This is a genomic window from Sedimentibacter sp. MB35-C1, assembly GCF_030913635.1.
In the GTDB taxonomy this organism is placed as follows: domain Bacteria; phylum Bacillota; class Clostridia; order Tissierellales; family Sedimentibacteraceae; genus Sedimentibacter.
Window position 1 is genome coordinate 1,106,817 of sequence record NZ_CP133188.1, and the last position, 24,070, is coordinate 1,130,886.

At 35.0% G+C, this 24,070-nt stretch carries 19 protein-coding genes; 17 read left to right on the top strand and 2 right to left on the bottom strand.

Annotated elements, in window-relative coordinates; translation table 11 throughout:
• The first annotated feature begins 9 nt into the window (after positions 1-9).
• The 15 genes from RBQ61_RS05090 (at position 10) to RBQ61_RS05160 (ending at position 18,297) form a co-directional block, all read left to right on the top strand.
• Positions 10-1,008, top strand: coding sequence for an ornithine cyclodeaminase family protein (locus tag RBQ61_RS05090; RefSeq protein WP_213927294.1), 999 nt, complete (start codon positions 10-12; stop codon positions 1,006-1,008).
• Between the two features lie 60 nt (positions 1,009-1,068).
• Positions 1,069-2,055 (top strand): TRAP transporter substrate-binding protein DctP, encoded by a 987-nt coding sequence (dctP, locus tag RBQ61_RS05095; RefSeq protein WP_308139431.1) that lies wholly within the window; start codon positions 1,069-1,071, stop codon positions 2,053-2,055.
• Positions 2,056-2,186: 131 nt separating this feature from the next.
• Positions 2,187-3,719: an L-serine ammonia-lyase, iron-sulfur-dependent, subunit alpha gene (sdaAA, locus tag RBQ61_RS05100; protein WP_308139432.1), complete on the top strand. Its 1,533-nt coding sequence runs from the start codon at positions 2,187-2,189 to the stop codon at positions 3,717-3,719.
• Between the two features lie 181 nt (positions 3,720-3,900).
• On the top strand, positions 3,901-4,623 hold the full coding sequence (locus RBQ61_RS05105; protein WP_308139433.1) for a FadR/GntR family transcriptional regulator: 723 nt from the start codon (positions 3,901-3,903) through the stop codon (positions 4,621-4,623).
• A gap of 445 nt (positions 4,624-5,068) precedes the next feature.
• Positions 5,069-6,568 (top strand): histidine kinase, encoded by a 1,500-nt coding sequence (locus RBQ61_RS05110; RefSeq protein ID WP_308139434.1) that lies wholly within the window; start codon positions 5,069-5,071, stop codon positions 6,566-6,568.
• 1 nt (position 6,569) lies between these two features.
• Positions 6,570-7,253 carry a response regulator gene (locus RBQ61_RS05115; RefSeq protein WP_308139435.1) on the top strand — a complete coding sequence of 228 codons (684 nt, stop codon included), beginning with the start codon at positions 6,570-6,572 and terminating at the stop codon, positions 7,251-7,253.
• A 299-nt stretch (positions 7,254-7,552) separates the two neighbouring features.
• Positions 7,553-8,746, top strand: a complete 1,194-nt coding sequence (locus tag RBQ61_RS05120) for a M20 family metallopeptidase (protein WP_308139436.1) — start codon at positions 7,553-7,555, stop codon at positions 8,744-8,746.
• A gap of 4 nt (positions 8,747-8,750) precedes the next feature.
• The gene (locus RBQ61_RS05125; protein ID WP_308139437.1) at positions 8,751-9,578 is read left to right on the top strand and encodes a DUF3100 domain-containing protein; all 828 of its coding nucleotides are present in this window, start codon (positions 8,751-8,753) and stop codon (positions 9,576-9,578) included.
• 11 nt (positions 9,579-9,589) lie between these two features.
• Entirely contained in the window at positions 9,590-10,057 is a 468-nt protein-coding gene (locus tag RBQ61_RS05130) for a hypothetical protein (RefSeq protein ID WP_308139438.1), read from the top strand.
• Between the two features lie 263 nt (positions 10,058-10,320).
• A complete protein-coding gene (locus RBQ61_RS05135) occupies positions 10,321-11,688 on the top strand; it encodes a sodium:alanine symporter family protein (protein WP_308139439.1) in 1,368 nt (455 codons plus the stop codon).
• 15 nt (positions 11,689-11,703) lie between these two features.
• Complete coding sequence (locus RBQ61_RS05140; RefSeq protein ID WP_308139440.1) at positions 11,704-12,459, top strand: S9 family peptidase; 756 nt, start codon at positions 11,704-11,706, stop codon at positions 12,457-12,459.
• Positions 12,460-12,682: 223 nt separating this feature from the next.
• Positions 12,683-14,131, top strand: coding sequence for a sodium:alanine symporter family protein (locus RBQ61_RS05145; protein ID WP_308139441.1), 1,449 nt, complete (start codon positions 12,683-12,685; stop codon positions 14,129-14,131).
• A gap of 250 nt (positions 14,132-14,381) precedes the next feature.
• Entirely contained in the window at positions 14,382-15,638 is a 1,257-nt protein-coding gene (gene glyA / locus RBQ61_RS05150) for a serine hydroxymethyltransferase (protein ID WP_308139442.1), read from the top strand.
• 143 nt (positions 15,639-15,781) lie between these two features.
• A complete protein-coding gene (locus RBQ61_RS05155; protein ID WP_308139443.1) occupies positions 15,782-17,464 on the top strand; it encodes a formate--tetrahydrofolate ligase in 1,683 nt (560 codons plus the stop codon).
• A gap of 92 nt (positions 17,465-17,556) precedes the next feature.
• A complete protein-coding gene (locus RBQ61_RS05160) occupies positions 17,557-18,297 on the top strand; it encodes a formate/nitrite transporter family protein (RefSeq protein ID WP_308139444.1) in 741 nt (246 codons plus the stop codon).
• A gap of 43 nt (positions 18,298-18,340) precedes the next feature.
• Here the strand turns inward: RBQ61_RS05160 and RBQ61_RS05165 are convergent, their stop codons facing one another.
• Positions 18,341-19,096, bottom strand: coding sequence for a redoxin domain-containing protein (locus RBQ61_RS05165; RefSeq protein ID WP_308139445.1), 756 nt, complete (start codon positions 19,094-19,096; stop codon positions 18,341-18,343).
• 311 nt (positions 19,097-19,407) lie between these two features.
• Here RBQ61_RS05165 and RBQ61_RS05170 point away from each other — a divergent pair, with 311 nt between their 5' ends.
• Positions 19,408-20,724: a pyridoxal phosphate-dependent aminotransferase gene (locus RBQ61_RS05170; RefSeq protein ID WP_308139446.1), complete on the top strand. Its 1,317-nt coding sequence runs from the start codon at positions 19,408-19,410 to the stop codon at positions 20,722-20,724.
• Positions 20,725-20,785: 61 nt separating this feature from the next.
• Here RBQ61_RS05170 and RBQ61_RS05175 read toward each other — a convergent pair whose 3' ends face one another.
• A complete protein-coding gene (locus RBQ61_RS05175) occupies positions 20,786-22,702 on the bottom strand; it encodes a DUF4886 domain-containing protein (protein WP_308139447.1) in 1,917 nt (638 codons plus the stop codon).
• A 224-nt stretch (positions 22,703-22,926) separates the two neighbouring features.
• Here RBQ61_RS05175 and RBQ61_RS05180 point away from each other — a divergent pair, with 224 nt between their 5' ends.
• On the top strand, positions 22,927-24,036 hold the full coding sequence (locus RBQ61_RS05180) for a lipoate--protein ligase (RefSeq protein ID WP_308139448.1): 1,110 nt from the start codon (positions 22,927-22,929) through the stop codon (positions 24,034-24,036).
• Positions 24,037-24,070: the final 34 nt, after the last annotated feature.

The window sequence follows — 24,070 nt, forward strand, 5'->3', positions numbered from 1 at the left end:
AGATAAGATATGACAAAAATATTTGCTATCGATGATGTTAAACGCCTTATCACCATGGATGATGTTGTCCAAAGTGTGGAAAAGACTTTTTGTGGGCTGGCTGATGGCACAGTAATTAATCCCACAAAAGTTACGCTGGATTTGGGTGAATCTGCCCCTTATCCTCCGTATGAAGGATTCTTTAATGCAATGCCTGCTTATATTGGATATCAAGACATAGCAGGTATCAAATGGGTGGGAGGAATTTCAGGCGAAAGAAAAAAAGCTGGATTTCCCTTCATATGTGGAATTATTGTTTTAGCAGATCCGCGATTAGGAAAATTTTTAGCTGTTTTGGACGGAGCATATATTACGGATTTACGTACTGGGGCTCAGACAGCTGTAGCGCTAAAATACATTTTTACAGATAAAAAGAAATTAAAAATAGGTATTTATGGTGCCGGCATGCAAGCGCGTACTCAAACATTAGCTATTTCTAAATGCTTTGATATTGAAGAACTTCGAGTTTACGATGTAAATCCGATAGCGTCGGAAAAGTTTAAATCAGAAATGCAGGAAGTTGTAAATGGTAAAATTATTATTTGTAAGGAGCCGGTAGATGCTTGTTGTGGAGATGCTGTGATTTGTGTAACTCAGTCAAAGAAACGAATTATTAAAGCAGATTGGGTAAAGCCTGGAACTGTCATATTTCCGATGGGGTCCTATCAAGAAATTGAAAACGAAGTTATTGAAAAGTCTGATATGATTATTGTTGACCATATCGGACAGGCTTTACACCGCGGGGCATTAAAGGATTTAAGCCAGCAAGGAAAGATTACGGAAAAAGATATTACAACTACAATTGGAGAACTGGCTAATGGTTCTGTTAGTCTTGGCGATATAAGTGATAAACGAATGATTTGTATTCCTATTGGTACAGGTGCTATGGATGTTGCGGTTGCAGGTATTTTCTATGAGAGAGCCATTGCTCAGGGATTGGGTGTTGACTTTGATATTACAGGTGAATAATCCTAAAAATTGGAGGAATGAATAATGAAAAAGTTTTTTGCTTTACTTATTGTATTAGTTATGTTAGTATCTTTGGTTGCCTGTGGAGGCAGCAATGAAGTTGTAGAACAGAATGAAGAACAGACAGTTAAATTATCTTTGGCACATATTAGACCAGTAGGTTCTTCAGCGGATTTGGCAATAAAGGCTTTTGCTGAAGAAGCTACAGAACTTTCCGGAGGTACCTTGGAGTTTGAAATTTATCCTGCTAGCCAGCTAGGCGATTATACAACTGTCCAAGAACGAGTTGGCATAGGCGATGTTGATATGCAAATTGCCAGTCTTGGTAGTAATATGGATAAAGTTTTCGCTATGTCTAATGCTGCATATCTTTGCAGCACTTGGGATGAGGCTAAAAAAATGTTTTCGGAAGGAAGTTCTTTGATTGAAATTTATAAAGAAAAATTAGCTGAATATAATATGACTTATTTGGCAGCATACCCGCTATATTTTGGAGGTATTGCATTGAATGTGGATCCTGTTGACCCAACTAATCCGCAAGCGCATTCAGGCATTAAGATTAGGGTGCCATCTATGACTACTTTTGAAAAGACTGCAACAACACTTGGGTACTTGGCAACTCCGTTACCATCTTCTGAAATGTTTACTTCAGTCCAGACTGGTGTAGTAGATGGGGCTATTGGAGCGGGCGCTGAAATGTATTATGGAAATCTATCTGGTTTGGTAAAATACTATCTCCCTATTAATGATCACTTTGAACAATGGTATATGTATATCAATACGGATAAATGGAATAGCTTAAGTGATAATCAATGTAATGCAATTCAAACTGCTGCAAATAATATGCAGGAAGCAAGATGGAAAGTTGCAGAAGCTGAAACTTCTGAGTATGAACAAAAGCTGCGAGATAGCGGCACCGTTGTTGTAGAATATACAGATGAACAATTGAGTGAATTTGCACATATTGTACGTGAGGCTGTTTGGCCTGTGATTGCAGAGGAATATGGCTCTGAATATTTTGAATCTGTTGTAGATAGTATAAAGTAAATTTATTAAGTGTACAAAAAAGCCGCATAATTAAGCGGCTTTCTTGTCTTTTGATTTAGTTGCTTGTATATGCTAGTTTTTTGAATTTTCACAAGGCATTATAGAGTTACGTTAAATTAAGGAGGATATATATGAGTACAAGTATTTTTGAAATTATAGGACCAATTATGATTGGGCCTTCCAGCTCACACACTGCTGGAATGGTTAGGATTGGAATGATGGTTAACAGAATTGTAAATGAAAATATTCAATATGTGCATATAGAATTCAGTCCAAAGCTGCAAACAACATACTCGGGGCATCGCTCAGATGCAGCTTTAATTGGTGGCGTTATCGGTTTAAGTGAAAGTGATATAAAAATCAGAGATGCTATTGCTTTAGCGCGATATCAAGGGATAGAAACAAAAGTTGATTTTCTGCCTGAGGGAATGTACCCTCAAAATACAGCTCGTATTATTGTTGGATGCAAGGACGGGAGAGTTGTTACGGTGGTAGGTACATCTGTTGGCGGTGGCAGTATTATTATTAATTCAGTGGACGATGTTCTTCTTGAGATTGTTCCTGAAGCATATCATGTTATTATTTGGAGTAATAATGATTTAAATTTATCGGGAATTAAGGGCAAAATTCAATCAGGAAAAGGACAGAAAGGATTCGTTACATGCTTAACATTTTCAACTATGCCTTCAGAAGTATTGCTATCACAGCTGCATAAGTTAAAAGGTGTTATGGAGTTTAAAGTTGTTCATCCGATTATTGACTATGGTATATCTTTGCCGAATGAAAAAAGCTATCAAAGCTGTTTAGATTTGTGCAAAGAGGCACAGCAAAGTGGACTTACCATAGCAGAACTTGCCGTAAAGTATGAGGCATCAAGAACCGGATTCTCTGAAAAAAGTATTCGTGATCGAATGTTTCAGCATCTAACAAAAATGAAGGAATCAGTTTTGGAGGGAGAAAAACCAAATAAATTATTGTATGGGTTGGCAAATGGTAGGGATGCATGTTTGTTAAGAAAAGCTGTAAATGAGAAAAAATTAATCTCCGGTGGTATTGTGCCTTTAGCTGTTTCAAGGGCTCTTGGTGTAATGGAGTATAATGGATCTATGGGTATAATTGTGGCAGCACCTACTGCAGGTTCTTCAGGCATTGTTCCGGGTTGTTTTATTACTTTACTGGAGGAATATAGGTTTTCAGATGAAAAAATCATAAATGCACTTTTTGTATGTGGTATTATGGGTGTTATAATGGCAAATCGAAAAGTGTCTTTTTCTGGGTCTGTTGGCGGCTGTCAGGGAGAAATAGGAGTGTCTAGTGCAATTTCAGCCGCGGGTATAGTTAGCTTATTTTCTAATGATTCTGCAAAAGTGGTTCATGCAATGGCGTTATGTCTAAAAAACCTACTCGGATTGGTATGTGATCCAATTGCAGGTCCTGTAGAAATTCCCTGTATTAAACGAAATGCTGTAGGAGTAGCCAATGCATTTATTTCAGCTGATATGGCATTGGCAGGAATTCGCAGCTTTATTCCGCCGGACGAAGTCATTGATGCTTTAGTCGATGTTGAAAAACGGCTGCCTCAAGAGTTAAAGTGTGCTACTGTAGGAGGGTTAGCTAGTACGTGTACAGCTAAAAAAGTTAGAGAAGAATTATTAAAACAATAATAAGAGAGAAAAAGGATGGATAATAAAAATATAGTTTAAAATGCGAATATATGTTATAATTAACCTATATGTATACTATGTTTATATTTGCAATTTTTGAATAACACTCTTATCGTGGGTGAGTATTGATGCATAATAACTGTAGTGAATATCAAAATAACTAATAGAGGAGGACATTGTTGTGAAGGCAATTAGGCGCCAATCTCTGTCTGAACAGGTTGTAGAATCTATTTTGCAATACATTAAAGATAATGATTTGAAATCTGGTGATCAGATTCCAACTGAAAGTGAATTTGCTGAGCTATTTAAAGTAAGCCGTACCAGCATTCGTGAAGCTATGAAGGCACTGAGCATTAATGGAGTGGTTTCATCTACACCGGGAAAAGGAACTTTTTTGCAGCCAAAAGCTATGAATACTGTTATAGGAAACGATGGTACGTTGCAAACAAAAGCCCGTGCTACAATTGCTCAGATTATGGAACTTCGTACACCTTTGGAGATTCTGGCTGCTGGATTGGCGGCCGAAAGAAGAAATACGTCGGAGCTTGAAGAACTAGAAGAAATTACGAAAAAGTATAGAGAGGAAGTACTTGCTAAAGGTTGTTGGATACAATGGGGAACAAAATTTCATTCAAAGATAGCCGAGATGAGTAGGAATCCTCTACTTGTTTCCACTCTTCGGCTTTTAAGCAATATGGTTGAACAATACCGCGAAAACTTGGCTGTATTTTATGATGATAAATCACTTTATATTGAAAATCAAAAACGTATTTATGCTGCTATTTGTAATCAAGATGTAGGCGCAGCTCAAACAGAGATGCAAAAACATATGAAAATTACTGAAGATGCTCTAAATATGATTATTAATGAAGGAAATGCAATAGAATTTCTTCCACATCAATAATATGTTATGAAATATTTTTTTCTGATGATATGATAATTAAATTTCCTTTTTAATTCATTGTTTTTCGTAAAAATAATGATGTTGTAAAATTTAAATAAATTTTGTTTTGGTTGTGTAAAATTTTTTTGTTCTCATATTTATTTAGGAACAATATATTTTTAGAACAGTATCTGGTAAGCTAAAATATCGGATACTGTTTTTATAATTTATGGATATGTTTATACTAGCAAGCAAAAATCTTAACCATTAACCAAAAGGTCAAAAATAATAAAAAAACAGTCAAATTTGATAGTATGATGATGCGTTCATGGTATTTTATAATGGAAGTTAATTAAGAAAGACTTGGCTTATGTTTACTATTTTTTCAAAAAGTGTTATCATAAAATGATCTCTAATAGTGAGATTGCAAAGAAATTTTTAATTAATAGGTTAAGGAGCTCAATATATGATTCAGAAAACAGAGTGGGGACACATCGAATGGTTGCATAAATGCAAGGAGGATGCCGCGTCTTCTTTTAGTGTAGGAATAACTTCGTTGCTTCAAGGTAAACGTATGCTGAAACATATTCATTATGGTATTGAACAGTTTATATATATACTTGAAGGGGACGGAATTTATTATATAAACGAAGAAAAAAAATATATTAGTAAAGATATGTGCTTTTATATGGAGCCTGATATAGTTCATGAAACAATAAACACAGGTTCTGTGCCCCTTAAGGAGCTGGTAATATCTAGACCTGTGAGTTATGATTCAGGCATAAAACTTGAAGAGGATTATCTTAATGCTAATCAAAGAACAGCCAGTTTGGTCTCAGTTAATATTATATATTCAGCAGTTGAGGCAATAACAACCTTGCTGCTTGAGTCAATAAGCCTTCCGTTTACGATTTACGATGATATGGGAGAAATTATTATTCAAAGCAGAAAGTTCTCCAGCTATTGTACTGCAAAGTGCAATCCTGCATGCAACAGCAAATCTTGTAGCTGCATGATTCAAAAAAATTTCGATAAATTGGACAAGGTAACACAGTTTACTTGCGAATATGGTCTTACAGTTTTCAGTTATCCTATTATATATAACGGATTGCAGCTCGGGACTATAAGCGGAGGACATATTCTTGTATCTGATTATACAACAAACGAACATGACGATTTATATGATTCTCCTGAAAGTACAGTTATTGGAATAAAAAGTTTACTTAAACAAATTGCTAAAAGCATTACAAGTTACTGTTCGTTTTATGAATCGAGGATGATGATTGAAAAAAAGGATAATGATATAAAAGAAGAAATAAGAAGAAACGAAACTCTTAAAAATAATTTGTACGTAATAAATGATAAAGTTACAAATTTACGAATTAATCACCACTTTCTTTTTAACACTTTAAATTCAATTGCAAGTATGGCATTAACCGGAGATAGAAGCTGTTTATATAATTCTATAATTGACCTATCAAAAATGTTCAGGTATACCATGACCGTTGATTTAAGGTTTGTGACGTTAACGTCTGAAATAGAATATCTGGAAACATATCTTAATTTACAGAAGTTAAGATATGGAGATGATCTAGAGGTTTTATATAATATTGAAAAAGGCATGGATAACATTAAAGTTCCATTTAACTTCATTCAACCTATTGTGGAAAATGCGTTTACGCATGGGTTTATACCCAGCAATAATAAAAAGTTAATAAAAATTTCCGTAGAAAAAGTTAAAGATAAAGCAAAAATAGTTGTATTAAATAATGGTGTGCTTTTAGATGACATTACCCTTAATAGAGTAAACAGAGGATTGTATAGAAATACTGGGCATGGATTGTCATTTATATATGAAAAGTTAAAATCAGCTTACAGTGATGAGTTCAGTATGAATATAACATCCAGCACAAAAGATAACACAAAGGTTTCTGTAATAATACCTGTTTTATTCGAGGAGGAATAGTATGATAAATGCAATAATAGCAGATGATGAACCTGCAGTAGCTAATATAATACGTTATTTTATTAAAAAGGAAAAACTACCCATATCAATTGTTGGAACAGCATGCAACGGTAAAGAGGCATTGGAACTATTAAAAAATAATAAAGTAAACTTGGTATTTTTGGATATCATCATGCCATTCATGGATGGTTTTAAAGTAATAGAAAACGCCCCGGACAATAATTATATAGTTATTACGGCATATGATTCCTTTGAATATGCTCAGCGCGCCTTAAGGCTGGGCGCTAAGGATATATTGCTTAAGCCTATTGAATACAAACAACTTTTGCAATCAATAACCAGAGCCGTGGGGTGGAAATTTACAGACAATGATACATTAAACGATATACTTGAATACATAAACATAAATTATGCAGAAAAAATCGACTTGCAGAAATTATCAAGTGAATTCTATGTATCCCCAAGCCATGTATCAAGATTGTTTAAGAAGTTTATGGGAGTTACAACCGTCGAATACATACACGAAGTAAGGATTAAACAAGCTATTAATATGCTTGATAAAGGAAAATATAGCATTAAAGAAGTTGCTGAAATTACAGGATATGACAGCTTAAATAATTTCTATAAAAAATTTAAAACTCATACAGGGACAACCCCGGCTTTATACATGCAGACACATAAGTAATTTTGGCTAGGTTATAATGGTTTTAGTTCGTATATTATTGCGATTTTATAATAAATAATAGCTCTTAGCGTATAATTTTATTCTATAAAAAAATAAAATTAAACAGCTAAGAGTTTTTACTAAATGTCAATAACGGTAAAAAATATGATTAAATTGAGAATTTAAGTTTCTGTAAAAACATTTTATAATAACAGTTATATTGATTGATCAAAAGATAACGTTATCAAAATTAGTGAAGAGAGGGGTAATATATGCCTGATGGTTAAGTAATTTTCTAAAATTGAATGGAAGGAAAAAAGATGGATAATATTAAAGAATTAGAAAAATTATACAGCGATGAATTAATAAAATTTAGAAGAGACTTGCATGAAAATCCGGAGCTAAGTTTTAAAGAATTTAGGACAACCAAGAAGATTAAAGATAAGCTTACATCCTTAGGGATTAAGATAATTGATATTGGAATGGAAACGGGAGTAATAGGATATCTTGAAGGATGCAGTGATGGTCCCACTATAGCATTGAGAGGTGACATTGACGCTCTTCCTATAGTGGAAATGAATGATGTGCCTTATAAATCCAAGGTTAATGGTGTTATGCACGCATGCGGTCATGATATACATGCTGCATCTGTTATTGGAGCCGCGTGCATATTATCAGGGTTAAAAGAAAAATTAAAGGGAAATGTTATATTTATATTTCAACCGGCTGAAGAGCTGAATAAGGGTGCTAAGTTAATGGTTGAAAAAGGAATTTTTACTAAAATAAAAGCTGATATGATTTTTGGACTTCACAACAATCCTGAAATACCATGGGGTAAAATAGCCATAAAAAAAGGGGGGCTAATGGCCTCTGTTGATACAATCAGAATAAAAATTAAAGGAAAAGGTGGTCATGGGGGGCTGCCTAATGCTACAAGGGATCCTATTGTTGCTGCGGCAGCCGTTATAATGAATTTACAGACTATCGTAAGTCGTAATGTAAGCCCATTAGAGTCTGCTGTAATATCTTTTGGAACGTTGCACTCGGGTACCGCAAACAATGTTATACCTGAGCTGGTTGAGATTACTGGCACGGTTAGAAGCTTTGATGCAGGTGTAAGAAAAATGCTATCTGAAAGAATACGAGAAGTATTAGAAAGCACAGCACAAGCATATAGAGTTGAAAGCGAGTTGGAATATATATTTGATTTACCAGCTGTATTTAATTCAAACGAATTAACTGATTTAGCGTATGAAGCTTCAGTTGAAGTATTAGGACAAGAATTAATAGTTGATCCGATTCCTTCAACAGGAGGGGAAGACTTTTCTATATTTACTGAAAAAATACCTGGTTTTTTCTTTTGGCTAGGTGTTGGCAACAAAGAAAAAGATATTAATCATGTTTGGCATAGTCCAAAATTTGACGGTGATGATAGAGCTATTATTAACGCATCTGCTGTAATGAGCAACATGGTGCTAAAAGGATTTGATTATATAAATAATAAGAAGGAGTGATACTGTGAGTGATAAATCATTTAACATATATGATTGGAAGTTACATTTAACAATTTTAGTAGTTTGTGTTATTTCTGAAATTATTGGTATAGTAAAAATACCATTAGGGCCTGGGTCAATAATGTTCCTTCCTCTATTATATTCAATGGCATTTGGGCTGATTCTATATTTATTAAAGCCTGTAACTTTTATTAATGAAAAACATGCGCCTTTGGCCGAAAAATTTATAACAATAGGCATAGGTGTTTTTATTGCAAAAGTAGGAGTTCAAAGTGGTGCTGCCGTTCAATCGGTTATAGATGCAGGCCCGGCACTTATATTGCAGGAATTAGGTAACCTTGGTACTATATTAATCTCTTTACCCATTGCATTAATGCTAGGATTTAAGAGAGAAAGCATTGGTATGTGTCATTCCATTGCAAGAGAGCCAAACGTTGGACTCATTGCTTCAAAATATGGACTCAGTTCACCTGAAGGAAGAGGTGTAATGATTATATACATAGTAGGTACATTAGTCGGAACAATATTTATGGGACTTTTGTCTAGTATACTAGCATCATTCACATCTTTGCATCCATATGCTATTGCAATGGCTACAGGAGTAGGAAGTGGAAGCATGATGGCGGCTTCTTCAGCACCGCTGGTAGAAATGTTCCCGGACATTGCAACAGAAATTTCTGCTTTTGCTGGAATGAGCAACCTTTTATCAACAGCTGACGGTATATACATGTCAATCTTTGTTGCAATTCCAATGAGTAATTTCTTATATAGAAAGCTTGAACCAATTTTCGAACGAAGGAAGAAACTTGCAAATTCGGAAAACAATAAATAGGAGATGATAATATGACTAAAGGTTTTACAACGGAAAAATTTATGGAATACCTGTTGATTCTATTAATTATTGCCTTTATAAGTATATTGGGTAATTTTGCAGGTTACGATATGGGGATAATGGAAAGCCTCCCCGGAATGTTAATTCTGCTTGTAGTTGCGCTTATAGGTGTCACATTAGCGGATGTTATTCCTATGAACATACCATCGGTTGTTTATATTAGCATATTGGGACTATTAATTTCCATACCTGCCAGTCCTGTATCCAATGCTGTAATTGAATATACAAGCAAAATACAAATGCTGCCTCTTGCAACGCCTGTGCTTGCCTATTCTGGGATTTCAATGGGAAGAAGCTGGGCAGAATTTAAAAAAGTCGGTTGGAAGGGTATACTTGTAGCTTGTTGCGTAATGTTTGGAACATTTATTGGCTCTGCAATTGTTGCTGAAATTATTTTGAAAAGCCAAGGAATTATTTGATATAAATAAATTTGTACCCAGAACAAAAAATAAGATGCGGTCTAGCATATATGCTTGGTTGCATCTTTTTTTGTTAATGAATTCATATACTAAATTAGTAAAAGTCATAATTAAAAAGTCAATAATAATAAATAATAGGACAATATTAATAATTTATAATATCATAATTTTCATTTATAATAAATTAATTGATCAATCACGAGGATAACGTTATCAAAATTAAAAAATTATATTACGGATAATTTTGCAGAGAGAGGTGTAAAATGGAACAAGTTATGAATTTTGCAAACATTTTGAGCAATGAATTATGGAGTAAGTGGGTATTAATTGCGTTGCTTGGTACGGGAATTGTAGTTACAATTGTAACTGGAGGAGTGCAAAAAAAATTAGGACTGGCTCTTTCTAGAACATTCAAAGCATTTATGGGAAAAGAACAAAAGGAAACTGATGAAAATGAAGGAAATATTTCTTCTATTCAGGCTCTTTCTACTGCTCTTGCTTCAACAGTAGGTGTTGGTAATATAGCAGGTGTAGGAACTGCGATTGCCGCAGGAGGACCCGGAGCGGTTTTCTGGATGTGGGTTTCTGCAATATTCGGCATGGCCTTAAAATATTCAGAAATCGTTCTTTCGGTAACATACAGAGAAAAAGGCAATGACGGCTTGTGGCGCGGTGGACCATCATATGTTTTTAAAAATGCTCTAAATGCAAAATGGGCAGGGGGAATATTTGCTGTATTTATGATTCTAGTATCACTTGTAAGCCTTAATATGATGCAAGTCAGTTCTGTAGCTAGTGCGATGAATTCTTCGTTTAATGTACCTACAATGATAACAGGGTTGTTGCTTACTGTATTAACAGGATTAGTAATATTTGGAGGAATTAAAAGATTAGCCAAAGTTACATCGATTCTTGTGCCGGCTATGGCCCTTATTTATTGTATAGGAGGTATTATTGTTCTTGTGCTAAATATTAAAAGCATACCTGCCGCCTTTGTTCTTATAATTAAAGATGCATTTACTGGACAAGCAGCTGCAGGAGGAATCTTGGGCTCAACTATGATTATGGTTATTAGGTATGGAGTAGCCAGAGGGTTATTGTCTAATGAAGCTGGCTGTGGAACGGCTCCTATGACACATTCTGTTGCTAAGGTTAAACATCCGGTTGAGCAGGGATTATACGGTATATCAGAAGTTTTTATTGATACTTTCATAGTCTGTACTTTTACAGCCTTGATAATTATTGTCACAGGAGCATGGAACAGTGGCTATAGTGGTGTTGTTCTTAGTGCTAAAGCATTTTCTGCTAACTTGGGAATAATCGGAGAAAGTGTTGTGACTATAGGAATTGCACTTTTTGCATATTCTACATTGCTGGGTGCAAGTTGGTACGGAGAAACGAGTATAACGTATATATTTGGCACTAAAGCTATAATGCCATATAGAATTATTTACTTAATTTTATGTTTTACGGGTGCAAAGGCTGGTTCGGATTTTATCTTTGCATTGACTGATATAGCAAATGGTTTTGCTGTACTCGTTAATGTAGTGTCTGTACTTTTACTGCTAAAAGTTGTGAAAGAAAAAACTGAAGACTATTTTAAAAACGATTACAATATAGCTAATAATTAAAAAGGAGATATTACTTTGAGAGAAGCAGTATGGATAAATAGCAATGGCAATAAAATGTTAGGAATATTAGAATATAACGAATCATTTAAAAACAGAGGACAAAAATTAGTACTATTTATTCATGGATTTGTAGGAACAAAAGTGGAACCACATAGAATGTATAAAAAACTTTCAGACAGGTTATGCAATTTAGGTTATACGGTTCTAAGGTTTGATTTTGTTGGTTCTGGTGACAGTGATGGCAATTTCGAGGACATGACTATAGACGGCGAAGTTCAGGATGGAATAAATGTAATAAATTATTGCAAAGAAAAATATAACTATAAAGAGATTTACATACTTGGATATAGTATGGGAGGTTGTGTAGCATCAATCCTTGCGTCTATGATTAAGAGTAACGGTCTTGTACTATGGTCACCGGTTTCAAATCCATTTTGGAATTTTCACCATATCATTGGGGATGAAAAATTTAGAATGGGACTAGAGGGAAAAGAAATAGATTATTTTGGTGATGTAGTAGGACAAGATTTTTTCCAAAACCTAATGGAAATTGATCCGATAAAGGCATTGCACGATTATCAGAAGTCTACTTTAATAATCCACGGAACAAAAGATACGGATGTTTTTCCTGTTAACGGGTATAATTACCATAAAAATCTTGCGGACAGTGAATTGTATTATGTAAAAGATGCAGACCATTGTTATAGTAAGCGGGAATTTGAAGCAGAACTTTTAGATAAGACGGAAGAGTATTTTAAAAAACACAGATAATTTATATTGATTATAATTATTATGCGGTCAAGCGTATTATCTATATGTATGCTTGGCTGTTTCTTTTGTCAAAAGTTTATTTGGACTATAGCTATAAGCATGTCAAGTATGATAGAAGATTGGTTAATATCAATAATTTATATTATATTAATATTCATTTATAATATAGTAGATTGATTGATCAATAAAGATAACGTTAACAAAAATTGAAAGGAGTTTATTAATGAATAACATATTTTCAATAATACAGGCGATTAATAATGCGGTTTGGAGTACACCGCTGATTGCACTTTGTTTGGCTGCTGGAATTTATTTTTCAATAAGAATGAAGTTTCCTCAAGTTAGATTATTTAAAGAAATGATTAATCTTTTGCTTGATAAGTCAAAATCCGACAATGGAGTAACACCATTTCAAGCGTTTGCAACAACAGTTGGTGGTCGTGTAGGTGTAGGAAATATAGCAGGTGTTGCAACTGCAATTTACTATGGAGGTCCCGGTGCTGTTTTTTGGATGTGGGCAATTGCCTTTTTAGGTGCAGGATCAGCTTTTGTAGAATCATCATTGGCTCAAGCATACAAAACGAGAATATCAGGAGAATATGTCGGCGGACCTGCGTACTTTATAGAACAGGGGATAGGGAAAAAATGGTATGCCATAGCGTTTGCCATATGTACAATACTTGCTCCCGGAGTATTAATGCCCGGAGCTCAAACGTACAATATTGTTACTTCTATAAATAATGCGTTTGGAATTAACGTATATATTATGGCAATTGTAATTTGTGTTTTACTGGGATTAGTAATATTCGGAGGAGTTAAAAGGATAGGAAAGACTGCAGAGGTGGTTGCTCCTTTCATGTCGTTGGCATATGTATTAATAGCATTGTTAGTAATAATACTTAATATAAAAAAACTTCCTGGAGTTATAGCTTTAATATTTTCTTCTGCATTTGGTGTAAATCAGGCGTTTGGAGCTATTATAGGTACAGCTATCGCATGGGGTGTTAAAAGAGGAGTATACTCTAATGAAGCTGGACAAGGTTCGGGAGCAATTGTTTCGGCAGCGGCTGAATGTAATCATCCTGCAAAACAAGGGTTGGTACAGGCATTTTCGGTATATATAGATACTCTGCTGGTATGCTCTGCAACCGCGTTTATGATATTGCTCACTGGTTCTTATAATGTTGTTAATGAGGCAGGAGGTTTTATAGCTGAAAATGCGCCCGGAGTATCATTTGGTGTTGAATATACTCAGGCGGCAGTAGATAGTGCGTTTAATGGTTTCGGATCTTCATTTGTAGCGATATCCATATTCCTGTTCGCATTTACATCTCTTATGTCATATTATTACCAAGCTGAAAGCAATATGTCTTATTTGTTTCCGGGAAGTAAAAATGCAAAATTTGCTATGAGGCTAATATTTATTATTTCTACATTTTCTGGTGTTGTAAATACTGGAGAATTTATATGGACATTTGGAGACTTAGGAGTTGGGCTTATGGCATGGCTCAATATAATTGCAATATTAATATTATCAAACAAAGGAATTAAAATTCTGAAAGATTATGAAGAGCAAAGAGGCAAAGGAATTGAACCTTCTTTTGACCCGGATAAATTTGATATATTGGATAAAGAAAATGTATGGAGAAAAAAAAGCAAGCAAACGAATTAAATGTTATTAGATAATAATCAGAGGAATTAAAGAGCGTATTAATTTATATATACAGTTGTTTGTTTTTAGCTGTCAAAAACGATAAATAATAAGCTCAATATGAATATATACAAAAAAATTATATTCTATATAATTTATAATATAGATTGGCCGATCTAACGAAGTTTAAAAAAGATATTTTCAATAATGTTCAAAATAAAAGTGTATTACTGTTTGACATTAAATATAAAATCGAATAGAGGTAATATAAATGCTTAAATATACAAAAATATCAGACCTTGAAGTATATGGAATTGTTGAAGACGAATTGAAACGCCAGGAGCATAATATAGAGATGATTGCTTCCGAAAGTACTGCTTCTATGGAAATTATGGAATTATCCGGATCAATATTCACAAATAAAACACTTGAAGGATATCCAGGTGCTCGTTTTCAGGCCGGATCGCATGAAGCGGACAGACTTGAAACTCTTGGTATAGAAAGGGCAAAGGCATTGTATGGTGCCGAGCATGCTAACCTTCAGGTTTATTCAGGATCATCAGCAAATTATGGAGTATATGCAGCAGTATTGAAGCCTGGAGATAGAGTATTAAGCATGAGACTTGATCAGGGAGGACACCTTACTCACGGAAGTCCGGCAAATTTTCTCTCAAAGGTTTATGATTATGATTTTTATGGAGTAAACAAGGAAACGGAACAAATAGATTACGATGAGCTTGAAAAAAAGGCTAAGGATTTTCTTCCGAAACTGATTATTGCCGGAGGAAGTTCATATCCGAGGCTTATTGATTACAAAAGAATTGGTGAAATTGCAAAATCTGTAGGAGCTTATTTCATGGTTGATATGGCTCACATAAGCGGATTGGTGGCTGCTAAACTTATACCTAGCCCTGTGCCATATGCGGATTTTGTTTCATCATCTACTACAAAGACACTTTGCGGTCCGAGAAGTGGTTTTATACTCTGCAAGAAAGAGCATGCAAAGGCTTTGGACAAGGGAGTTTTCCCAGGCTCGATAGGTTCGATGCATTTAACTACAATGGCTGCAAAAACATGGTTGTTTAAGCATGCTGCAACGGAAGAATTTAAAAATGTAATGAAACAGGTACTTGCAAATGGAAAAACGTTAGCCAAAGAGCTTGCAGATCACGGATTCAGAATTGTGAGCGGCACTACAGACAATCACATTGTTATGGTAGACCTTAGATCTAAGGAAATAAGCGGCAAGGTTTTCCAAAACGCGCTTGACAAAGTGGGTATAACAGTAAATAAAAACCAGATACCTTTTGACCCAGCATCACCGTTTGTTACAAGTGGTGTAAGGATAGGGGTTACTTCAATAACTCAAAGAGGATTGAAGGAAAACGAAATAAAGGAAATAGCTGACATAATGGATAAAGTTGCATCTGATCCGGAAAACGAATCGAATCTTGCTGAATGCAAAAAAAGAACAGAAAAATTAATATCAAGATTTCCGCTGTACCCTGCTGGAAGCTTTGATAATTAAAAATAATTATTCATGACTTATTAAATAAATTAATAAGTCATGAAAGCTTTAAAAATACGAAAGAAAATTTTAAATTTTATATAGACAAAGTAATAATGAATACGTTATGGTATAATTATATAACTTCTATAATGGAGGATAATATGGCTGAATATTTAAGCGACATAGAAATAGCACAGCAGGCAGAAATGAAGGTAATCAATACAATAGCCGATAAGATTGAAATACCTGATAAATACGTGGAAAATTACGGCAAGTACAAAGCAAAAATCGATTACAGGTATTTGCAGAATGAATTAAAAGAGAACAAAGAAGCTAAACTGGTACTGGTTACTGCAATAAATCCAACACCTGCCGGAGAAGGAAAAACAACTACAACAATAGGACTTGGAGATGCACTTACAAAACTAGGCAAAAGAACAATAGTAGCGCTTCGCGAACCGTCCCTTGGACCTGTATTCGGAGTCAAGGGAGGAGCAGCAGGAGGAGGCTATGCACAGGTTGTTCCAATGGAAGATATAAACCTTCATTTTACCGGTGACTTTCATGCAATAGGAGCAGCAAACAACCTTTTGGCAGCAATGATAGATAACCATATACACCAGGGAAACAAATTGAATATCGACACAAGAAGAATAGTGTGGAGAAGAGCCGTTGATATGAATGACAGACAATTAAGACATATAGTAGACGGCCTTGGAGGAAAGACAGAAGGAGTAACCAGAGAAGACGGGTTTGACATTACAGTAGCATCAGAAGTAATGGCAGTATTCTGTTTATCAAATGATATAACAGAACTAAAAGAAAATCTGGCGAAAATAATAGTTGCATACACAAGAGACGGCGAACCGATAACAGCCGGACAATTAAAAGCACAGGGAGCAATGGCAGCACTGTTGAAAGATGCGCTTAAGCCGAATATAGTTCAGACATTAGAAGGAACACCGGCATTTATACACGGAGGGCCATTTGCAAACATTGCACACGGCTGCAACAGTGTAATAGCAACAAAGATGGCAAGCAAAATTGCAGAATACACAATTACAGAAGCAGGCTTCGGAGCAGACTTGGGAGCAGAAAAATTCATAGACATCAAGTGCAGAAAAACAGGATTAAATCCAAGTGCGGTAGTAATAGTAGCAACAGTTAAGGCATTGAAATACAACGGAGGAGTACCAAAAGCAGAGCTTGCAGAAGAGAATCTGGATGCGCTGGAAAAAGGACTTCCAAATTTATTAAAGCACGTTGAAAACATAACACAGGTATTTAAGCTTCCGGCAGTAGTAGCAATAAACAGATTCCCCACAGATACAGAAGCAGAACTGAAATTGATTGAAAGTAAGTGCAACGAGCTAGGAGTAAATGTAGCATTGTCAGAAGTATGGGGCAAAGGAAGCGAAGGCGGAAAAGAGTTGGCACAAGAAGTATTGAGGTTGACAGAAAAAGAAAGCAGTATGGAATACGCATACCAGCTGGAGATGACAATAAAAGAAAAGATAAAGGCCATAGCCAGAAAGCTTTACGGTGCAGATGATGTTGAATTTTCAACAAAGGCCAATAAAGAAATAGCAAATTTCGAAAAGCTTGGATTCGGAAACCTTCCAATATGCATGGCTAAAAATCAATATTCATTGACAGACGATCCTAAGATATTGGGACGACCATCCGGTTTCAAAATAACAATCAGAGATATAACAATATCTGCGGGAGCAGGATTTTTAGTTGCAATGACAGGAGATATAATGAAGATGCCTGGGCTTCCTAAGGTTCCTGCTGCAGAAAACATCGATGTGGATGTTGACGGACGAATTAAGGGATTGTTCTAAGTATCTATAATTGTGAATAAACTAATATTGGCGACATGCCGGCATCGAGTGTGCCGGCTGTGTTATATAAAAAATAAAAGGGGATTAAAAAATTGAGTTCAATATGCTTAACACCAAAAGAAACTACAGATACGCTTGTACAATCAGCAATAAAAAAAGCATCTTTTCCCATAGGAAAAAGAATGTTGCTAAGCATTATGGCAGGAGCATATATATCATTGGGAGCCCAGGGGTTTTTAGCTGCGTACGGAAATTCATTTATAAGGGCTTCAGTGTTTCCGGTAGGGTTAATGATGATTGTTCTTGTGGGTGGAGAGCTTTTTACAGGGAACTGCCTTATGACCTTTGGGCTGATACAAAAAGAAATAACGTTAAAAGAATATATAAATACATTGATTCAGGTTATTATAGGAAATTTTTTGGGAGCGTTGCTTATTGCAGCATTGTTGTACATGGGTGGAGTGTACAACAACCCAAAGTTAGCGGAAGCAGCAATTTCGGTGGCTAAATCAAAGGCTTCAATACCGTTTGTTCAGGTTTTATTCAGAGGTATATTGTGCAATGTGCTTGTGACATTGGCAGTCTGGTTTGCTTCTACATCGAAAGACACAATGGGTAAATTATTTGGATGCTGGTTTCCTGTTATGCTGTTTGTGCTTTGCGGTTATGAGCACGTTGTAGCAAATATGTTTTTCATTCCTGTAGGAATGATGTTGGATTCTTCTGTGGCAATGGCAGGAGCGGCCAGCAACCTTGTTGCATCTGCTATCGGTAACTATATAGGCGGAGGTATTCTTATACCTTTTATTTACAATCACATTTACTATAATTGATATGAAGTGAAAAAGATATAAAGGAAAAAAGCTGATAATTGTTCTATCTATTATCAGCTTTCATCATGTTTGTGGTTGGAGTACCTGAAGTTATCTCTTTTGCAGCTCCTTCAGGAAGATCTGTATAGCATACGTACCAAAACGGACATTCCACACCGTCAGTCTCAGCAGTAGTAGCTCTGTTTATTAGATCGCTATATGTTCGTGAAGTGGGTTCTAAAACGGGTCTCCACTGTACCCAGTCTGCAGGAGTATATAAGTTATATTTTTCAGTAATTTGAAGGGAATCAAGTATTCTTATCAATTCTCTTCCGTTTCTTCCGCAGGATATAGGAAGAGTAAAAAATGCTCTTATTCTACCATACGGATTAATAATAAATGTATCCCTTACCGTTTCTCCGTATAATCTGTTAGGATTTAACATTCCGTATTGTTCAGATACCTTAAGGTCTGCATCCCCTATTATTGGAAACGGAATAGTTATTCCTGTTTTTTGGTATATGTCATATACCCATGCCAAATTAGAGTAGATATTGTCTGTAGTTAATCCTATAATTTCAGTATTTCTTTCTTGTAACAAAGGATATATTTTTGCGGTATCGATAAGCTCGGTAGTAGCAACTGATGTAAAGGCCATTGGCTGGCTAGCTAGTACGACCCATTTTCCTCTGTAATCAGATAATCTGATATATCCCTGTGTTGTAAGTGCCAAAAAGTCAGGAGCTAATGTTCCTAAAGTTATGCATTCAGTTTTTTCAGGCTGGTTCAAATTATTATTTAAATTATTGTATGAAATCATACTCTCTCCTTAAAATAATTTATAACATTATTTTATGTATGACAAATAATAATGTTAAAATCTTTATTAGTAATTATATTTAGAATATTTAATTTATTTCATATTGAAATAGAGCTAAATACAGGTATTTTGTAAATAATTGGCTATAATTCCAGATGATTTTCTAGCGGTTTTGTCCTTGGGGTTTGTTAGATATTGTACAAAATGTATGGACAAAAGTGTATTAGTTCGATATAATGGTAACTGAGTGGAAACATGCAAATACATACATCAACAGCTCAATAATTATAATTTTAGGAGGGTTTTTATAAATGAATAAACCAATTTTGTCGGCACATTTTGAATCAAGAATGCCTTCGGACGTAAGACTTGCGCAAATGAAGTATGCAGAGCGTAAAGTTAAACCGGAAGCGGTAATTAACGTAGGTATAGGAAATGTTTCACTTCCGACAAATCCTGCAATGATGAAAAGAATGTTTAACTTAGACGCACCGGAAAGCCCATTTAACAAGGGAGTAATCCGATACACTGCAACTGGTGGTTTCGATGAAACTCAAGATGCTTTTAAAAATATCCTTAAATGTGAGGGATTTGATACAAGTAAATTGTTAGTAACAGTAACTGACGGCGGTTCAACAAGTATGGAGTTGTTCCTTCTTGGAATTTGCGGACCTGCAGGTACTGCTGAGAAACCTCTTATGATGATAGACCCAGCTTATACAAACTATATTTCTTTTGCTGAAAGAATAGGACGCAAAACAGTTACAATAAAACGCCAATTAAATGAAGACGGAAAATTCAGTCTTCCTGAACTTGATGAAATAGAAGAAATGATAAAAGCTAATAAACCTGGAGCACTTCTTGTTATTCCATATGACAACCCAACAGGACAGCTTTATGATAAAGAAGCACTTAAGGATCTTGCAAAACTTTGTGTAAAATATAATATGTGGATGGCAAGTGATGAAGCTTACCGTGAGCTATACTATGTTGAAGGCAGTGAATTGGTGAGCATCTGGGGAATTACAGACAAAGATGTTCCTGGAATAGAAGGAAGAAGAATAAGTATTGAAACTGCATCAAAAGTTTGGAATGCATGCGGATTAAGAATAGGCGCACTTATTACAGACAGCCCTGAATTTAATAATCGTGCTACAGCTGAATATACTGCAAATCTTTGTGCTAATGCCATAGGCCAGTATATATTCGGAGCTTTGGCTCACGAAAGCAAGGAACAAATTTCAGAATGGTGCAAAGGTCTTCGCGATTACTACAAAGGTTTAATTTTTAAAACATCAAAAGGTCTTAAAGATTTAGAACCGGGCCTTATAGTTTCAAGCCCTGATGCATCAATTTATACAGTAGTTGATGTTAGAAATGTAGTTAAACCTGGTTTTGACGCAATTGATTTTGTATTGTACTGTGCTGGAGAAGGCGCTGTAGATATAGATGGCGTTCAAAGTACTTTGTTGGTTGCACCGATGAAGGGATTCTATGATGTTGAAAAAGGCGGAAACAACCCGGGAAGCACTCAGTTCCGTATGTCATATGTTGAAACTCCGGAAAATATGGCTAAGGTTCCTGAACTGTTTGTAAAACTTTTAAGACAGTTTGAAGAGAGCAGATAATTAGGATATTAATTTTAAAGCAGCCTGCATGTGATGTAGGCTGCTTTTGTATACAGTTAAATTATTTTATGGTTTGGATGCTGAACGGATTTTCTATGGCGTTTGCAGCGGCATTCTTGGATAGCTTAATTAAATTTTTAGTATTGTCACCTGTGATAGGGCAAAACTTAACATCATCATATAAATTCTTGTCTATATTTCTTTCTTTCATAATGGATTCAAATACTGTCAGTCCTGCAATATATCTCCCAACTTCCGCGTTCAAATGATATCCATCACTGGTGAGTTCATTTCCTACAGCTTTTAAGTACTTATTAGTTCTGGCATTTTGTATTGCTGTTCCACATGGGATTAGTATGCCTATATTTGTTTCATCAACAGCCTGCTTGTAAGAATCAGCAATTGAATTATACATTGTTTTTTGATTGTAGTTGTAATGAATAAAGTCTTCTTTAATACTTCTGCTTGAATATGACCATGTCATGTTTAATGCAAATTGTACCTCAGGGTTTGATGCCGTTTTATATACATAATTAATTAATTCATTCAAGTATGGCTGGTATGTAGAATATATACCAGAATTCCCTGACGATTGTTGAAATGTTATGTAATCCCATTTTTCATCTGTCAATACACTTTTCATTGTAGAAGAGCTTAAAGCTGTCATACCTTCGTTGGACCATTTATAATACGTGTATGCTTTTTCGTTGTTAATTGCATAGTCAAGATGCCTTTCAAGAGAACATCCGCTGCTATAAAGATTACCTACAATAATGTTAATTTGTGCTGATTGCGCTATTTCATACAGGTAAAACAATGCATCCTGCGAGAATGAATTTCCTATTGACAATATCTTTATAGTTTCTTTTGAGGGATCCTTTACTTCAATTTCGCATATTTCGTTTTTCTTTCCTGAAGTTGTGTATGATATTACTGCAATTCCTGGACTTTCTGCATATATTGTACTGCCGGATTTTATAGAAGCCACAGACTTATCGTTTGATGACAATCTTGTTTTATTGTCCGTTTGTACGCTTATTGATGAACCAGCATACATGGATATTCTTTCAAGACCGCCGTTTTTAAACTGATTTTGCTCTATTATAACATCCGATTTAATAGAGGCTGATTCAACGTTAGATTTCCCTTCGAACAGAAATCTTATAGTGCCGTTCGCCTTACTAGCAACTAGCTGATTAACAGATGAGTCAACAATTCTGATTGAGTTTTCTCCCCCGCCTTCTACGAAAAGCTTTCCGGTTATAGTAACATTTTTTAATGTTACTTCGCCTTCGCCGACCCCCTTTGTTATATGTAAGTTTCTTACGGTTCTGTTTTCAATTTCAGCACCTGCTTCAGTTATGACAAGGTCAGAAGAGTTAAATTTTTGCAATGCTCTGTTTAAGATTTCAACTGCTTCAGCTCTTTTTACAGGATGTTGAGGATAAAAATAGTTGTTTTCATATCCGTTAATTAGTTCTTCTTGGACTGCAGCTGCAATGCTGCCAAATGCCCAATTAGAAATATTGCCGCTGTCAGCAAATTTTAGCTTTGAGGATGATTGCGTAAGTTTTAGCGCCTCAGCTGCTATTACAACGGACTCTTCTCTTGTGATATAGGAATCAGGTGAAAATTCATTTGTAGATATCCACGATATAATTCCAGCTTTATATGATTTTTGTATTTCTTCATAGTACCACTGATCTTCTCTTACGTCAGTGAAAGGTATTTCAGATTTATCTGTATAACCGAATAATGAATTCACTATTTTAATAAATTCTGCTCTGGTTACAAATGCTTCAGGTTTAAAAGTTCCGTCAGGATATCCTTTTATATATCCCTTATTAAGCCATTCCGTTATTGTGTTTTCCGCCCAATGCCCGCTATAGTCCGGTTCTGGTTCGTAAGCATATATAGTAGCTGTCGATGTTAATATCATTATTAATATCAAAAAAAATGATGTAAGTTTTTTAATCATTATGTCATCCCCCTTATAATGCTATTATATTTCAAAAAAGTACTTTTTTCAACAATCGTTTATTATTAACAATTGCGTAAGGGGCATGATTTTGCTGGAAAACACTTAGGCTTGATTATAAAATCAACATGTTATATAATTATAAAAATTATTTAAGTACGTGTAATGAGCATTATATTTGAGACTGAAATAAGAGAAAACGTATTGATAAAAGCAGCGGAAAAATGATACAGCTGCTAAGGCAGCTTAAATACCATGTTTTTGCAGATTTGAAAACCTATGAAAGAAAATCAAAGCACTATAGTGCTTTTGACAGAAAATATATATTAAAGGAGCAGAAAATGAAATTTATAGAAAATACGTCAATTGATCCTCACTACAATCTTGCTTTTGAAGAGTATGTATTTAAAAAGCTTGACTATGATGAAGAATTTGTATTGCTGTGGAGAAACGGACCATCTATTATTGTTGGAAAAAACCAAAACACAGTTGAAGAAATAAATATGGAGTATGTTAAAAGCAATAATATAAATGTTGTTAGGAGGGTAACTGGAGGCGGTGCGGTATATCATGATTTAGGGAATCTTAATTTTTCTTTTATAGTAAAGTCAGGCAGCAATGAAAAAATAGATTTTAAGACCTATAATATTCCGATAATAAATGCGCTGGGGAAAATAGGAGTGAATTGCGAACTGTCAGGCAGAAACGATCTGGTTATTGACGGAAAGAAATTTTCTGGTATTGCTCAAAGCATAAATAAGCAAAGAGTGCTTAATCACGGAACGCTTTTGTTTGATTCAAAGTTGGACACATTATCCAAGGCTTTGAATGTAAAAAGAGATAAAATTGAGTCCAAGGGTGTCAAATCTGTTTCAAGCAGGGTTACAAACATAAAACCTTATGTAAATGATGATATTGATGTTTTAGAATTTAAGCAAGTGCTGTTAAGAAATATATTTGAATATTTCAATCAGCCTATTGAAGTGTTTGAACTGTCTGATAATGATAAAAATAATATTCAGAAGATGGTTGATGAAAGATACGGTACATGGGAATGGAATTACGGAAGATCTCCTAAATTCAATTATAAAGGATACGGTAGATTTGCGGGAGGTTGTGTAGAAGCTAAGCTTCAGGTTGAAAATGGATTTATTGAAAGCTGTAAAATATATGGAGATTTCTTTGGCAAGGGTGATGTTAAAGAATTAGAACACAAACTTCAAGGTGTGAGATACGATGAAGATGAAGTGAAAAATGCATTTAAGGATATATCTGTAGAAGAATATCTCGGGCGAATTTCAAAAGAAGAATTTCTTCAATGTTTGTTTAACTAATGGAAAATAATATTAATGCCGACATTTTTTATGT

Bases quoted from the DNA above. Each gene is read 5' to 3' on its own strand.
- RBQ61_RS05145 (WP_308139441.1), top strand. From the start codon at position 12,683: ATGAATAACATATTTTCAATAATACAGGCGATTAATAATGCGGTTTGG.
- RBQ61_RS05155 (WP_308139443.1), top strand. From the start codon at position 15,782: ATGGCTGAATATTTAAGCGACATAGAAATAGCACAGCAGGCAGAAATG.
- RBQ61_RS05165 (WP_308139445.1), bottom strand. From the start codon at position 19,096: ATGATTTCATACAATAATTTAAATAATAATTTGAACCAGCCTGAAAAA.
- sdaAA (WP_308139432.1), top strand. From the start codon at position 2,187: ATGAGTACAAGTATTTTTGAAATTATAGGACCAATTATGATTGGGCCT.
- RBQ61_RS05110 (WP_308139434.1), top strand. From the start codon at position 5,069: ATGATTCAGAAAACAGAGTGGGGACACATCGAATGGTTGCATAAATGC.
- RBQ61_RS05115 (WP_308139435.1), top strand. From the start codon at position 6,570: ATGATAAATGCAATAATAGCAGATGATGAACCTGCAGTAGCTAATATA.
- RBQ61_RS05135 (WP_308139439.1), top strand. From the start codon at position 10,321: ATGGAACAAGTTATGAATTTTGCAAACATTTTGAGCAATGAATTATGG.
- RBQ61_RS05130 (WP_308139438.1), top strand. From the start codon at position 9,590: ATGACTAAAGGTTTTACAACGGAAAAATTTATGGAATACCTGTTGATT.
- RBQ61_RS05180 (WP_308139448.1), top strand. From the start codon at position 22,927: ATGATACAGCTGCTAAGGCAGCTTAAATACCATGTTTTTGCAGATTTG.
- glyA (WP_308139442.1), top strand. From the start codon at position 14,382: ATGCTTAAATATACAAAAATATCAGACCTTGAAGTATATGGAATTGTT.
- RBQ61_RS05090 (WP_213927294.1), top strand. From the start codon at position 10: ATGACAAAAATATTTGCTATCGATGATGTTAAACGCCTTATCACCATG.
- RBQ61_RS05175 (WP_308139447.1), bottom strand. From the start codon at position 22,702: ATGATTAAAAAACTTACATCATTTTTTTTGATATTAATAATGATATTA.
- dctP (WP_308139431.1), top strand. From the start codon at position 1,069: ATGTTAGTATCTTTGGTTGCCTGTGGAGGCAGCAATGAAGTTGTAGAA.
- RBQ61_RS05120 (WP_308139436.1), top strand. From the start codon at position 7,553: ATGGATAATATTAAAGAATTAGAAAAATTATACAGCGATGAATTAATA.
- RBQ61_RS05170 (WP_308139446.1), top strand. From the start codon at position 19,408: ATGAATAAACCAATTTTGTCGGCACATTTTGAATCAAGAATGCCTTCG.